The 13,766-nt window shown below is 55.3% G+C and carries 15 protein-coding genes; 1 reads left to right on the forward strand and 14 read right to left on the reverse strand.

What is annotated here, in order from left to right; translation table 11 throughout:
• Positions 1-397: 397 nt before the first annotated feature.
• The 14 genes from IGW03_RS18835 to IGW03_RS39050 form a co-directional block, all read right to left on the reverse strand.
• Positions 398-952, reverse strand: a complete 555-nt coding sequence (locus IGW03_RS18835) for a protein-disulfide reductase DsbD N-terminal domain-containing protein (protein WP_225984879.1) — start codon at positions 950-952, stop codon at positions 398-400.
• Positions 953-954: 2 nt separating this feature from the next.
• Positions 955-1,833 (reverse strand): cation diffusion facilitator family transporter, encoded by an 879-nt coding sequence (locus IGW03_RS18840; protein WP_264158756.1) that lies wholly within the window; start codon positions 1,831-1,833, stop codon positions 955-957.
• Positions 1,834-1,972: 139 nt separating this feature from the next.
• Positions 1,973-2,404, reverse strand: a complete 432-nt coding sequence (locus IGW03_RS18845) for a hypothetical protein (RefSeq protein WP_151638593.1) — start codon at positions 2,402-2,404, stop codon at positions 1,973-1,975.
• An 80-nt stretch (positions 2,405-2,484) separates the two neighbouring features.
• Positions 2,485-5,670: a CusA/CzcA family heavy metal efflux RND transporter gene (locus IGW03_RS18850; RefSeq protein ID WP_194724101.1), complete on the reverse strand. Its 3,186-nt coding sequence runs from the start codon at positions 5,668-5,670 to the stop codon at positions 2,485-2,487.
• Positions 5,671-5,688: 18 nt separating this feature from the next.
• Positions 5,689-7,272, reverse strand: a complete 1,584-nt coding sequence (locus tag IGW03_RS18855) for an efflux RND transporter periplasmic adaptor subunit (protein WP_151638595.1) — start codon at positions 7,270-7,272, stop codon at positions 5,689-5,691.
• A gap of 9 nt (positions 7,273-7,281) precedes the next feature.
• Entirely contained in the window at positions 7,282-8,574 is a 1,293-nt protein-coding gene (locus tag IGW03_RS18860) for a TolC family protein (protein WP_151638596.1), read from the reverse strand.
• A gap of 87 nt (positions 8,575-8,661) precedes the next feature.
• The gene (gene czcI, locus IGW03_RS18865) at positions 8,662-9,009 is read right to left on the reverse strand and encodes a cation efflux protein, CzcI family (RefSeq protein ID WP_151638647.1); all 348 of its coding nucleotides are present in this window, start codon (positions 9,007-9,009) and stop codon (positions 8,662-8,664) included.
• Positions 9,010-9,080: 71 nt separating this feature from the next.
• Positions 9,081-9,419 carry a DUF3703 domain-containing protein gene (locus tag IGW03_RS18870; protein WP_151638597.1) on the reverse strand — a complete coding sequence of 113 codons (339 nt, stop codon included), beginning with the start codon at positions 9,417-9,419 and terminating at the stop codon, positions 9,081-9,083.
• 3 nt (positions 9,420-9,422) lie between these two features.
• Positions 9,423-10,094, reverse strand: coding sequence for a cation efflux transmembrane domain-containing protein (locus IGW03_RS18875; RefSeq protein ID WP_151638598.1), 672 nt, complete (start codon positions 10,092-10,094; stop codon positions 9,423-9,425).
• 374 nt (positions 10,095-10,468) lie between these two features.
• Positions 10,469-11,125 (reverse strand): DsbA family protein, encoded by a 657-nt coding sequence (locus IGW03_RS18880; protein ID WP_151638599.1) that lies wholly within the window; start codon positions 11,123-11,125, stop codon positions 10,469-10,471.
• A complete protein-coding gene (locus IGW03_RS18885; RefSeq protein ID WP_225984881.1) occupies positions 11,122-11,559 on the reverse strand; it encodes a disulfide bond formation protein B in 438 nt (145 codons plus the stop codon). The genes IGW03_RS18880 and IGW03_RS18885 overlap by 4 nt, the downstream gene beginning before the upstream one ends.
• Positions 11,556-12,149 carry an SCO family protein gene (locus tag IGW03_RS18890; protein ID WP_194724102.1) on the reverse strand — a complete coding sequence of 198 codons (594 nt, stop codon included), beginning with the start codon at positions 12,147-12,149 and terminating at the stop codon, positions 11,556-11,558. Before IGW03_RS18890 ends, IGW03_RS18885 begins: the two co-directional genes overlap by 4 nt.
• 14 nt (positions 12,150-12,163) lie before the next feature.
• Positions 12,164-12,628: a copper chaperone PCu(A)C gene (locus IGW03_RS18895; RefSeq protein WP_228535770.1), complete on the reverse strand. Its 465-nt coding sequence runs from the start codon at positions 12,626-12,628 to the stop codon at positions 12,164-12,166.
• A gap of 136 nt (positions 12,629-12,764) precedes the next feature.
• Positions 12,765-13,163, reverse strand: a complete 399-nt coding sequence (locus IGW03_RS39050) for a DUF2946 domain-containing protein (protein ID WP_151638601.1) — start codon at positions 13,161-13,163, stop codon at positions 12,765-12,767.
• A gap of 154 nt (positions 13,164-13,317) precedes the next feature.
• On the opposite strand from IGW03_RS39050, the gene cadR reads away from it, so the two are divergent.
• Positions 13,318-13,764, forward strand: a complete 447-nt coding sequence (gene cadR, locus IGW03_RS18905) for a Cd(II)/Pb(II)-responsive transcriptional regulator (RefSeq protein ID WP_437126324.1) — start codon at positions 13,318-13,320, stop codon at positions 13,762-13,764.
• Positions 13,765-13,766: the final 2 nt, after the last annotated feature.

Below are 13,766 nucleotides of genomic sequence, written 5' to 3' on the forward strand. Positions count from 1 at the left end.
AGCCGCCGGTCAGGTCTATCAGGACCATCCGGTATATGGGAGGAGTAAAGCAGCGGCGGCGAAGCGAGTGTGCTACGGCCGTGCAGGAGGAAGGTGGAGGAGATTGCGGGAGCTAACGACGCCTGGCACGCCTGATGGCAATACTCACATTCATGCAGGGACGCTGACTTTCCTTTGTCCGGGTCACCCTTGCCCTTAGCGCCCTTATGGTCGTCAGCATGATGTCCAATGTGGGTGACATGTTCTTTCTCGTGTTGGCAATAGGATGCAATCACTGCCCACGAATATTGCAGTGGAAGGAGTGCCAGCAGAAAAATGAGAATCAGTTTTTTCACAGATGGATTGATAGCGAACGAGGACGCAAGTTCAACGCGTATTTTTTCGAGGCCGTAACAAGTTATGGCAACACAAGGTTGACCGCTTTCTCAATGGGCGGATAGCAGACGCCCAGCTTTTCATGGCATCCCTGGTATGACGCGACCAACGTGATTGTCTTACCCTTTGTCGCACCATTTAACGCCAGTTCGACTGGGACGGCCTTCTTATACACCTCTGTCCGTCCAAAAATCTGGTCAGTCTTCATTTCACCAGGTGGCAATTTCACTGCATTGATGCTGACGCCATTTGCGTTCTTGAGCGCAAATTGAACTCGCTGCTTGTAGAGGTAGTACCCCTTTGCAGGAATAAGGTTTGCGGACAAGGCGTTGGTCCCCTTTGCCACCACTTGAAATTTGAACGCTGCATCAGGCTCAAGCAATTCATCTTCGTTGGTATTCGAGAACAGCCCTTTGACCTTGTCCTGCAAACCTGGCGAAGACGATTGCTGCGCATGCGCAGGCAAAGTCAAAGCCGCCACTAGAGGGGTAAGGATTATTGCTGCCTGTATTGCCTTGATTTTCATAGCGCGTTCTTCAATGTACACAGCTTCGCAGAAGCGGTCTATTTCTTCCACACCTAGTGCTGATGATGTGTTTCAGTTTCAGTATGTTCCGGACCAGATCCAATGACACAGAGCTCCCCTTCCAATTCCACATCGACGGTCACATGCTCGAAGGTATGCTCGTCAAGGAGACTTCGGACACGTGCCTTGGCATCGATCATTTCCTCGCGGCTGGCATCGCGTTGCATCACGAGGTGGGTCGTGAGGACATGGACCTCGCCATCAACTGTCCAGCTGTGCGTGTGATGGACTGAAAGGACCTTGGGATGAGCAAGTACTGCTCTCTCGAATGCCACCACATCAAACGCTTCCGGTACCTTCTGGATGAACACATTGAACACCTTGCGCAGATTTCGGACTACGTTCCAGAGCACAAACAGCGAGATGCCGATGGACAGCAACGGGTCAATGATGGGCAAGTCCCATACGGTCATGATGCCGGCGCCGATCAGAACCGCAAGCCAGCCCAGCGTGTCTTCCAGAAGGTGCCAACTGACGACTTGCTCGGTCAGCGAAGTGCCGCGCCTTACCCGGAGTACAGCCGCGCCGTTGAAAGCAACACCGATCACGGCCAGGATCATCATGCCCGGAGCGTTGACTTCCTCGGGAGCGAACAAGCGAGACGCCGCGTTCCAAAGTACAAAGCCCAGGCCAACGATCAGAACCAAGCCGGTAATCAGTCCGCCAAGTAGAGAATACCGACGATAGCCATAGGTATTCTTTGCGGTACGACCACGCCGCGATAACCTATCGAAATACCAGGCCAGGCCGAGCGACATCGAGTCGCCCAAGTCATGAACCGCGTCGCTCAGGATGGCAATACTGTTTGTATATAGGCCGCCAATCACTTCAATAATCGTGAAGGACAGGTTGAGCAAAAAAGCAGTTTTCAAATTTCCGCTGCTTCCATGCCCATGACCATGGTCATGACTACCGTGTGAATGACCGCTACCCATTTTCGCTCGCTGTTGTGTTGTCCAAATGATGGGACGTGCCGCCGCAATCAAGCCGCACGCCAACTCCGAGTCGGTATTATTTCAGTGTGAAGCGAACGCTTTGCGGCTTGCCACCGGTCGTAACAGACGCAACGACCTTGGTGCCCTTGTCGACTTTAAACGTTCCTTTGGCCTGAAGCTTGTTCTCGCCCGCCGGAGCCAGTTTGACTTCAGATTTGTCGGAAGCCGACAGTAGCGTCAACGTCGCGCTGGCATCCTTGGTATCGACCGGCTTGCCATGGTCGGTGATGTACAAAGTCAGTGTGTCGGACTTTGCAACCAGTTCGTAGTTCACATCCTTGACGACCGACACAACGCCGCCGTTTGCCGGTTTGGCGTCGTGCGCGTGCTCGCCACCTTTCTTGTCGTCGTGGTTATGGCCTTTGTGGTCATCGGCCGCCAAACCGAGATTTGCGAGCGACAGGGCGAGAACGGCGATAGACGCGGAAGCCAATTTGTGCAATTTCATAGTTTCTCCTGAGTAGTGATGGAACACTTTGGTATTTCAATCATAGGTGTCCCCGTCGTCGCACAACGGGGACGGACTGCTTAAGTAGGCAATTGCTGAGGAACCGCCTTTATCGGGGCAACTTGTTCTTCGATTTCCTCTTCCTTACGGTAAGCAAGACGATACAGAAGCGGAAGAACCAGAAGCGTCAAGGCCGTCGACGAAAGAATGCCGCCAATGACTACGGTGGCCAGCGGGCGCTGCACTTCAGCCCCTGTACCTGTTGCAAGCGCCATGGGCACAAACCCAAGCGATGCTACCAAGGCGGTCATCAATACGGGACGCAATCGGGTCAGCGCGCCTTCACGCACGGCGGAATCCAGGGAATGACCTTCCTCTCGCAGGGTACGAATGAAGGAAATCATCACCAGACCATTCAACACCGCCACTCCGGAGAGGGCAATGAAGCCAACCGCCGCGGAGATGGATAGCGGAATACCCCGCATCCATAGCGCGACCACACCGCCTGTCAGCGCGAATGGAATACCGCTGAAGACGAGAAGTCCATCCTTGAGGTTGCCAAACATCGCAAACAGTAGCGTGAATACCAACAGCAATGCCAATGGCACGACGACTTGCAGGCGCTGAGCAGCAGACTGCAGCTGCTCGAACTGGCCACCCCAGGTTGTCCAATAGCCGGCGGGCACTTTAACTTGGTCACGGATGGCCGATTCCGCTTCAGACACGAATGAACCGATGTCCCGTCCGCGCACGTTGGCACTGATGACGATACGCCGCTTACCGTTTTCTCGGCTGATCTGGTTGGGTCCGGGAGCAAGTTCCAGATTGGCCACTTCACCCAATGGAATGAACGTCGCTCGTCCATTGCCGTTTTCTGCGCGGGGCAGCGAAATCGGCAGCCGCTTCATCGCCTCGAGGTCGTTGCGCAAGTTTTCCGGAAGCCTGACAATGATGTCAAAGCGACGGTCGCCCTGGAACAGCGTGCCGGCTTCCTTGCCACCAATTGCGGTTGCCACCATGTCCTGAACATCGCCGACATTCAAACCATAGCGGGATGCTTTCTCCCGGTCGATATTGATGGTCAACATAGGCAGGCCTGTAGTCTGTTCCACCTTGACCTCGGCCGCCCCAGACACCCTGCCCAACGTGGAGGCAATCTTGGCCGCCGTGTCGTTGAGCACATCCATGTCGTCGCCGAATAGTTTGACCGCTACGTCGCTTCGCACGCCGGATATCAGCTCATTGAAGCGAAGCTGGATTGGCTGTGAAAACTCGTAGTTGCTGCCCGGGATTTTGGAAATGGTTTGCTGTACAGCCGCCAACAATTCATCGCGAGTCTTCCTGGGCTCAGGCCACTGATCCTGGGGCTTGAGCATGATGTACCCGTCCGAGATGTTGGGCGGCATCGGGTCAGACGCAATCTCGGCCGTACCGGTACGCGCGAAGATGCGGTCGATTTCTGGATGCTTCTGCTTCAACGTCCGTTCAAGCTGCTGCTGCATTGCCACCGACTGCGACAAGCTGGTACCCGGGATGCGCAGTGCCTGGATCGCAAAGTCACCCTCGTTCAGACTCGGCACGAATTCGCTTCCCAAACGGGTGGCCAGCAGGCCCGACAGGATGATGGTCACCGCGGCAAACGTCAGTACCACGGGCTTGTTCGCCATCACGAAGTCCAGTACGGGGCCATAGAGACGCTTGGCTCCCTGCATGACGACATTCTCTTTTTCAGCCACTTTGTTGCCGATGAAGAGCGCGACCGCGGCAGGGATGAAGGTAATCGACAGAATCATCGCGCCCAGCAAGGCGATCACCACCGTCAGGGCCATCGGATGGAACATCCGGCCTTCCACGCCGGTCAGCGCGAAGATTGGCAGGTAGACCACCATGATGATGAGCTGGCCGTACAACAGCGGCCGACGTGCTTCCCGGGATGTGGCAAACACTTCATGGAAGCGCTCGGCCCGCGTCAATGGCCGTCCATGGTGCGCCTGAGCATGGGCAAGCCGGCGGACGCAGTTCTCGACAATCACGACCGCACCGTCAATGATGATGCCGAAATCCAGTGCGCCTAAGCTCAGCAGGTTCGCACTGACCTTGTTCGATACCATGCCACTGAAGGTGAACAGCATCGACAGTGGAATGACCATCGCCGTGATGAGGGCTGCGCGGATGTTCCCAAGGAACAGGAACAACACCGCAATGACCAAAATAGCACCCTCGATCAGATTCTTCTTTACCGTGTCGATGGCCTTGTCGACCAGGACCGTGCGGTCATACACGGTGATGGCCACCACACCTTCCGGAAGGGTGCGGTTGATCTCGGCCATTTTCTTGTCCACGGCCTGGGAAACCGTACGGCTGTTCTGGCCAATCAGCATGAACACCGTACCGAGGACAACTTCCCGTCCATTCTCGGTGGCAGCACCGGTACGCAGCTCGCGACCAATTTCGACTTCGCCGATATCGCGCATCCGAATAGGCACGCCCTGGACGGTACCCAGAATGATATTACGGATGTCCTCGATGGACTGTACCTGGCCGGGCGCACGAATCAATAGCTGCTCGCCGCGCTTTTCGATGTAGCCAGCCCCGGCATTGCCATTGTTACGGTCAAGCGCGTTGACCACGTCCTGCAGTGTCAGGCCATAGGACGCCAGTCGTTCGGGAACCGGTGCGACCTGGTATTCCTTCTCGAAGCCGCCAATCGAGTTGATTTCCGTGACGCCAGGAACGTTACGCAGCTGCGGCTTGATGATCCAGTCCTGGATTTCACGCAAATCGGTCGGGGTGTACGGCGTGCCGTCGGGCTTTTTCGCGCCATCCTTGGTCTCGACCGTCCACAGGTAAATCTCACCCAGACCGGTGGAAATCGGTCCCATGGCTGGCGTCACCCCCGCCGGCAACCTCTCCTTGGCTTCCTGCAGTCGCTCATTGACGAGTTGCCGAGCGAAGTAGATATCGGTGCCATCCTTGAAGATGACGGTGATCTGCGACAGGCCATATCGCGACAACGACCTGGTTTGCTCCAGATTGGGCAAACCGGACATGACTGTCTCTAGCGGATAGGTGATCCGCTGCTCCGTTTCCAGAGGCGAGTATCCCGGTGCTGACGTATTGATTTGGACCTGAACGTTGGTAATGTCAGGGACCGCGTCAATGGGCAGTTTTTGATAGCTGAATATGCCAATGGCGGCCATGCCGAACACGGCAAGCAGGACCAGCCATCGCTGCTCGATGGCAAAGCGTATGATGCGTTCAAACATGGATAAGTCCTTTTCGCATCAGTGAGTATGTTCGGCGCTGGCTTTACCCTGCTCCGACTTGACGATGAAGCTGCCCGCGCCTGCGTACTTGCTGCCCGCCTTCAATCCCTTGACCACCTCGACTACCTTGCCGTCAGTGCGGCCGAGGGTGACTTGCTGGGGAAGGAAGCCGCCGGGAACGCGAACGAAGATGGTCGGCTTGTCGTTGACCGTCTGAATGGCATCGGTACTCACCGCGACCGGAACTTCGGCTTGGTTCGAGACGATTTCAACATTCACGAACAGACCTGGGCGCCAAGACATGTCTGGGTTCGGCAGTGAAACCCTGGCTTTGGCGGTACGGGTTTGTTCGCCAAGCAAAGATCCAACGAAAGAAATCGTGCCGGGTGCTTTCGCATCGAATGCCGTCGCCTTGACGGTAACTTTCTCGCCGACGCGAACTGCGTTCAGGTCTTTTGCAGGGACAGCAACCTCCGCCCACACTGTCGACAAGTCCGAGATCGTGAAAATGTCAGCGTCTTCCTTGATGGCTTCGCCGAGGGAGATGTGTTTTTCCATAATCATGCCATCAAACGGTGCCCGGATTTCGTAGGCATTCAGTGAGCCACGGCTGGATGCGCCGGTACCCAAGGCACTGAGTTTTTGCTGAACATTCCGGACAGCGATTTCCGCTTCCTGCATCGCCTGTTCAGCCTGCAGGTAATCCTGCTCCGCCGAAATCTTTTCCTGCCAGAGCTTCTTTTCGCGTTCGTACGTGGTTTTGGCCAATGCGAGTCGCTTTTGTGCGGCCAACAATTCGCTGCGTTGCTCTGACAGGCCCGAGCTTGCCAGGACGGCCAACACTTCGCCTTTCTTGACCTTCTGCCCGAGATTGACCTTGACGCTCTCAACGACACCGGCCATCCGAGGTACGACATGCGCTGTCCGGTCCTCGTTGTAGCGGATCTCGCCAGGCAACGTGAGCGAGCTGTTGATCCTTGCCGGACCTGCGGTATTGACAGTAACGCCGGCCGCCTTGGACTGCTCGTCATTCATTGCGATCGTGCCTTCCATCTCCTCGAAGGTGAAGAGGTAAGGCTCGTTGGCTGTTTGTGCTGCGACCGTCGCTTCGAATACGTGGGGTTCCGGCACCGAAGTGCTGCTCTTCAGGTAATCCTTTTCAGGAGTAAAGGCGAGTTCCTGTTTTCCGCCATCCGGACGGGTGAGAGTAATAGAAACTTTTGCTGAATTCGGAGGGAGCGGCTTTTCCTTCTCGTACATGTAGACATGGAAACGTGGCTCTCCGCCTTCTTCGGCCATCAGCACCTCAAGCCCGAAGTCGCCTTCGGTGAACAATTTCCCGCCATGAGGGCCTTTTGCCTGTTCTTCCTCATGACCATGTTCATCGCCATGCTCATGTCCGTGCCCACCTTTCTCTTCAGCGTGTGCGTGCTTGTCACCGCCTTTTTCGCCGGCATGTTCTGCATGCCCGCCGCCGCCGTGGCCGTGTCCATCACCTGCCGGTTTGGGCTTATTCATCGTCATGATGAGCACGCCAAGCAAGACGCCGATGATAACGATGGCGAGAATGGAAAATAGCTGTTTCTTCGTAAGATTTTTCATGATCTGCTCTTATTGCTTGGTCGCGGGCGTAGCTTCCCCGAGAATGCGGTCGATATCGGCGGCTGCCCGGTGCGCCTCAGACAGCGCTCGCAGGTACTGGGACTTGGCTTGCAGCAGCGTGCGCTGGGCATCGAGCACATCTAGGAAGCCGAATTTCCCGAACTCGAACCCTTTCGAGGCGGCGTCATAGGCGCTCTGGGCACCCGGGATGACTTCCTTCTGCAGGGACTCCGCCTCCTGACGCGATACACTCAATTTTTCATAGGCCTGTGCGACCTCGCCATCCAGCCGGATCTCTGTGGCGGACAGTTCGTCGCGTGCCTTGTCGACGCGGCGTAGCGATTCCAGGACGTTTCCGCGATTGCTATCGAAGAGAGGAAGCGGGATCGAAACGCCAACCACAGCTTGGTTACGGCCCAACTCTTCAGAGCGCTTGACGCCGAGAGTGACTGCCATGTCCGGGATGCGGCGGCTGCGCTCTACCTGTGCCAGTGCCTGGCGATGATCGACTTCGTAGCGAGCCCGGGATAGTGCCGGAGACGTTGCCAGTCTCCGGGTAAGCATGTCTGTACTAGGCAACTCGGGCAACACATCAAGCTGACCTTCAGCCTTCTCGAATCGAGGAATCAGATTGCCCCAAGTGGCACTGAGCCGCTTGCGAGACGAGCTTAACTCGCTTCTTGCCTGAGCCAGTTCAAGGCGAACGCTCGATTCCGCCACGCGTGCCTTCGTTTCTTCCACAGGCGACACCTTGCCGGCTGCAACGCGTTTGTTGGCGACATTCGTCGCTCTCTGAGCAAGTTCACCTGCTTCCTCGGCAAGGCGAACGCGTTCCTGTGCGGCGAGAACATCAAAGAATGCAGTAATGACGGCCGCACGGATTTCGGCTTTTTTAGCGTTCAACTCGGAAGACGCAGCGGACAGGCTGCTTTCGGCAGCGCGCATGCGCGCAGAGCGCTTCCCGCCTAGCTCAATCGGCTGACTGACTGTTAACGTGGACTCCCGGGTCTCACGGCGCCGGTCTTCAATACCCACTTCCAGCGAGGGGTTGGGCAGCACATTGGCTTGCAGGAGCGTGGCCTCGACCGCCTGAAGCTCATACTGGGCTGCGGACAGGTCCGGGCTGGAATTCATCGCCAAGGCTATTGCAGCCTGTAGCGTCAACGGCAACGCCGGTTCGACTGCACGGCCGGCATTAGCCTGTGCAGCCAGGTGTGCGCTACCAAGTCCGGTCGTTACGGTTTGCGCACTCCCAGGCAAACTGAATACGGCCAGACTGAGCGGTAAAAGATACCGATACATCAAATTCTCCTGACAAATGGGAAAGAATTTGACGAGACGTCACCCCGGTTTTACGTTTTGATAGTCGTGGCAATTCGTCTCGTCGCGTTAGGCGACAAGACGCCAGTCTGGCTTTCGGGGGCCAGATGGAATATGGGAAGAATAATTGTCCGGTAATCGTGCATGATGCACGACATCATTGGGTGGGACACCCGCAGGGAAGGTGGTTAAGAACGATGCCTGAGCAGAAAACTGGCAGATGCCACAATCGTTGTCGGCCTGGGTGTTCTTGCTCGGTTCTTCCGAGTCATCCTCCTCGGCCTGGTGCTGATGCGTATGGTGGCCAAAGTGGGAGGTTTGCTGTTCTTGTTCGTGCTGGCAATACGCAGCCGCCGCTGCCCAGGCATACTGGAGCGGAAGTACGGCTAACAGCAGAATAAGAATAAGCTTTTTCACGGGCGAGATATTAGCATTGATTTCTTGCCTTTTGGCCTGCAAGAAATCGATAGACGGCCATTTGAGTGTGGTTAGTCAAGCAATGTCTTGATGGCGGGATCAACTGGCAGCCGCTTGAACATGTTGATGTTCGTGCCTCCGGTATTTCCTGTCGGGACGATGCCAACGGCTGAACCGATGGCACCAAGAACAATACGCACACCTTGACCAACCACTTCACTTGCCGATCGGCGCTTGATGCCAATTCTCAGCATGCCCCAATGGGTAATGATGTGCGGCACGACATACCGTTGTCCCAGCACATGGGCAACCTCCAGATGCTTGTACGCCTGGTCAAGCTGCCCTCGTGCGTAGCGATTGCGCGCAGCCGCCATTTCGGATTCAAATGCTTTCTTCAATTCAGCTTTCATAGATCAACGGCGTTTGAGTTCGATGGTGACAGTCCTCGGTGCAACGGTCACAGGAGCTGTTGCTGTTTTCATCTCAGCGCGTGCCTGCGTGATGACGGACCGTGCAGCGCTCAAGCCAAGAAGACCCATGATGCAGGCCACCACAATGTCGGGCCACCCGGAACCCGTACCGAACACGCCCAAGGCCGCCAGCATCACGGCAACGTTGCCAATGGCGTCATTACGCGTGCAGAGCCAGACAGAGCGCATATTGGAATCGCCATTACGGTACGCAAACAATAATGCCGCTACGAGCAAATTGGCCAGTAGCGCAACGAAGCCAATGGTGCCCATCGTAATGTGTGCAGGCACGGTCCCGGTTGTGACACTCCAGAACGCAGCGGCCAAAACAAAGATGCCATAGCCTCCCATCGTCAAGCCTTTGATCAGAGCCGTACGCGAGCGCCAGATAGGCGCCAAGCCCAGAACAAAAAGCGAGACCGCGTAGTTCGCCGCGTCACCGAAAAAGTCAACGGCGTCGGCCAGCAACGATACCGAACCGGCGGCCCAACCGCTGAATAGCTCGACGCCAAACATGCCGGCGTTGACCACCAGCGCGATACAGAGAATACGACGGTAGGTCGGGTCTACTGGAGGTTTATCTGAGGCGCAAGCGCCTGCGCAACAATCAGCCATTTGATGCTCCTTCTCGTCTATAGCAGCATTACACACCCTGTAGTGACTACAGGATCAAGCTCTTTTAAAGAGGAAAATGTGGCGAAGAACTTGTATAAATGTCATTTCTTTGTATGCGTCTTACTTCCGCTTGACCGCTTCGCGCTGTCTTTCCTGGCGTAATCAGCTGCGTCTTTTCCGGAGCGCTTCTTTGGACGCTTTGGAGGTCGTCGAGACAAGTAATAATAAAGACCAATCGCAATTGGGATGAATACAAGCAACATTGCCACTTGGATATTTATAAGAAAGTCAGGCATGGCGATGTACCTTGTTGAAACCTGCGGCTAGCAGGCGCTGTGTATCCGCAGGTTGGTGAAACGTCGTTGTTGGGCGGGTTATTTTGCCGCCGCGGTGGTCAATTCCTGTTCCACCAGTTTCTGCAATTGCTCCGGACCGAAGGATGGTAGCGGCTTCCCATTCACAAAAAACTCCGGTGTGCCCCTGACGTTCAATGTTTTCACGTCCTGAAGGTCTTGCTCGATGATGCGCGTGAAATCCGGGGATTTCATATCGTCTTTCAAGCGTGCCATATCAAGGTCGAGTCCTTCAAGGTGAGGCCACAGTAGATCGAGATGCGCTGAATGGTCCGGCGCCCACTGCGGCTGCGCTGCAAGCACCGCTTCAAGCGTTTGCCAGTACTTGTTCTGCTTCCTGGCGGCTTCCAGAACCTTGACCACTTCGTCTGCGCCCTTGTGGAAAGGTGCGTATCGGATGGTCAGCCGAATTTTCTCGGGATTTGCCTCCATGATCTTTTTAACAAAGGGATAAAAGGCGCGGCAGGACTCGCAAGCCGGGTCGAAGAATTCGACGATGTGTACCGGCGCACTGGCATTGCCCAAGGTCGGCGAGTGGAACCGCACAAGCGCCTCACTGTTCTGGGAGGTGGCTTGCGTCGCCTGTTCAGTCTTTTTCGATTGATAGAGATTGATGCCGAGAGCAAATGCAACCGCCAGAATGACCGCGGTCGCGACGAAGATGGTCTTTTGTTTCATTTTGATGCCTTAAAATGAGTAATGATGAGCAGTGCAGCGATGGCTGCGAAGGCGGCCACGGAGAGCATCGGTATGGTCAGAAATCCAAACCATTCGATCTGCTCCTGCGAGCACGGCACGCCTTGTGTGCAAGGTGTCATCGACTCGGCAATGACGCCTTCGGCAACCAGAAGGTGGAACACAGCAATGCCCAATCCAATAAGTGACAGCGGAAAAGCGTATCGCACGACTTTCACGTCCAGAGGAAAAAGGCCTGCGCTAAGAATGAGTACGAGCGGGAACATGCAAATGCGCTGGTACCAGCACAGCACACATGGTGTCAGCCCCATGACCTCACCCAGGAAAATCGCCCCAAGGGTGGAAACCGTTGCCAAAACCCAGCTCAGGAATACCAAGGGCCATAAGGAAGTTTTTATGTCTGTTGATGCCATCATGTTTTGAGCAGCGTTTTGAGGTCTTGTACGATGTCTTCGGCTGGCTGGGCATCCCTGAAAAACAGGCGAAGGCGGCCCTGCGGGTCAAACGCGTAGGTTTGGCCGGAATGGTCCACCGTGTAAAAGCCGTCTTCATTTGGCTTCTGCAGCACGCGAATTACCTTGAACTCCTTCGCCGCAGCGTCAACCTGTTGCTCAGTTCCAGTCAAGCCAAGGAACGACGGGTGAAAGGCGGGAACATACTTGGCCAGCAGCTCCTGCGTGTCCCGTTGCGGGTCCAGCGTGACCATCAGCACTTGTACCCTTTCAGCGTCCTTGCCAAGCTTTTCCATGGCTGAGGCCAGCTTCACCATTGTCGTCGGGCAGACGTCGGGGCAATTGGTATAGCCGAAGAAGAGGACAACGGCTTTGCCCTTGAAATCAGCAAGAGTCCGCGGCTTTCCAGTATGGTCTGTCAACTGGAATTCCTTGCCCCACTCGCCGCCGGTAATGTCCACCGACGCAAACTTCTGGTCAGGGATGCTCTTGTTGTCACATCCAAGCAAGACGGTGCCAGCCAGAAGCAACGCTGCTACATATCGTAATTTCATGTGCGACCTCCGCATTACTTGCCAAGTGGACGGACTAGCACTGAGACGACTGAAGTATTTCTCGCCTTCTTAGCATCTTCGAACGTCAGCTTCATTGTCAGGTTTTCCCCGGCCGACAACGGCTTCTTGAGACCGAGCAGCATCAGGTGTAAGCCGCCTGGCGCAAGGTCGACGGTTTGCCCGGCTTGAATAGCTAGTTCACCGTGCTCCCGCATTTTCATGACGCCATCATGGTGATGCATGGTGTGAACCTGAACGTCCTTGGCAACCTCGGTCTGAATGTCGACCAGACGCACAGCATTGGAACTGCTGACTTTCATGTACACGGCTCCGACCGGCTGCCCTGGGACAGTCGCACGTGCCCATGCATCAGTCACCGAAACGTCGGCAAATGCGCTTGAGGTCACACTGGCAAGTAATGTGGCGAGCAATAAAGTTTTCATGGCTTCAAAAAAGTGGAATTTGAGGATGGGCGTCAAGCCTGCAGTAGGTCGCGCGCTCAGCGCCCTGCGTAACAGAAGCAGCCAGAACAACCGCAACTAAGATGGCGGAAGCTTGGTTCATAGGCGTAGCTACCCCGCCCTAACTACCTGAGCGGGAGCACTGCAAAGAAAATCAAGAATGCGTAGGTGGGGCGCGAGATTGTGCGGGCGCCCATGTGAACAAGGGTCGAGGCGCCTGGTAGAAGAGGAATGGGCGGGGAAAGGAAGCTACTGTGTTCAATATGGCCGACACGGTAGCAGGGACTGGTCCTGGCGTATCACTGTGGATTCTGCAAAATGGACAGTCTTCAAAATGCTGGTCATGTTTGACCGTCGAGAACGGCTTCAAGGTGCCTTCGTAAGGAACACTAACTTGCTTGACTCCCGAGGCCGTGCAGATTTCGACCGTCTTCGGTGATGAAGGACTTTTCGCAGCAAAGGCGTGCGAAATCGACGGCGCAAGAGCGACCAGCAGGATGGCGAGCAATGCCATCCATGCAGTCAGGAGTCTTGTGTACCGAGTTGTTCTCATTTTTGTATTTTATCGCACCCGTTCTGTTGAGACCTCCGAACAGACCTCAGTGGTGCTCGGTCACAAGCGTAGTTGCAATCCTCTCTATGGAAAATAGACGCAACCAATTTGACGTACAATGTCCGTAGTAACTACGGGGTTTCGGCAAGGGGGGATGAATATGCGTATTGGGGAACTGTCAAAACGTACAAGTTGCGACATTGAAACTATCAGGTATTACGAGAAAAGCGGTTTGTTGGCAGAACCGGGAAGAAACAGTAGCGGATACCGTGAATATGCGACGGAGCACCTCGAGCGACTCCAGTTCATCCGCCACTGCCGTTCGTTGCAGCTGAGCTTGGCAGAAATTCGTGTGCTGCTTGACCTGCAAGCCAACCCTGCTTTGGGATGCCAGAGCGTCGATGAGCTCCTTGATGGGCACATTGCGCAAGTGCGCGAACAAATGGCTGCTTTACGTACTCTTGAGCAGCAACTGGTCAAGCTCCGCAAACAATGCCAAGGGCCACATTCAGTTGAGGAATGCGGCATATTGCAAAATCTGAACGAAGCGGCTGAAAGTCATGAATGTGCTTGCCATGATGACGGCGATAACACTAAGTAATT

Source organism: Noviherbaspirillum malthae (assembly GCF_015352985.1).
In the GTDB taxonomy this organism is placed as follows: Bacteria; Pseudomonadota; Gammaproteobacteria; order Burkholderiales; family Burkholderiaceae_D; genus Noviherbaspirillum; species Noviherbaspirillum malthae.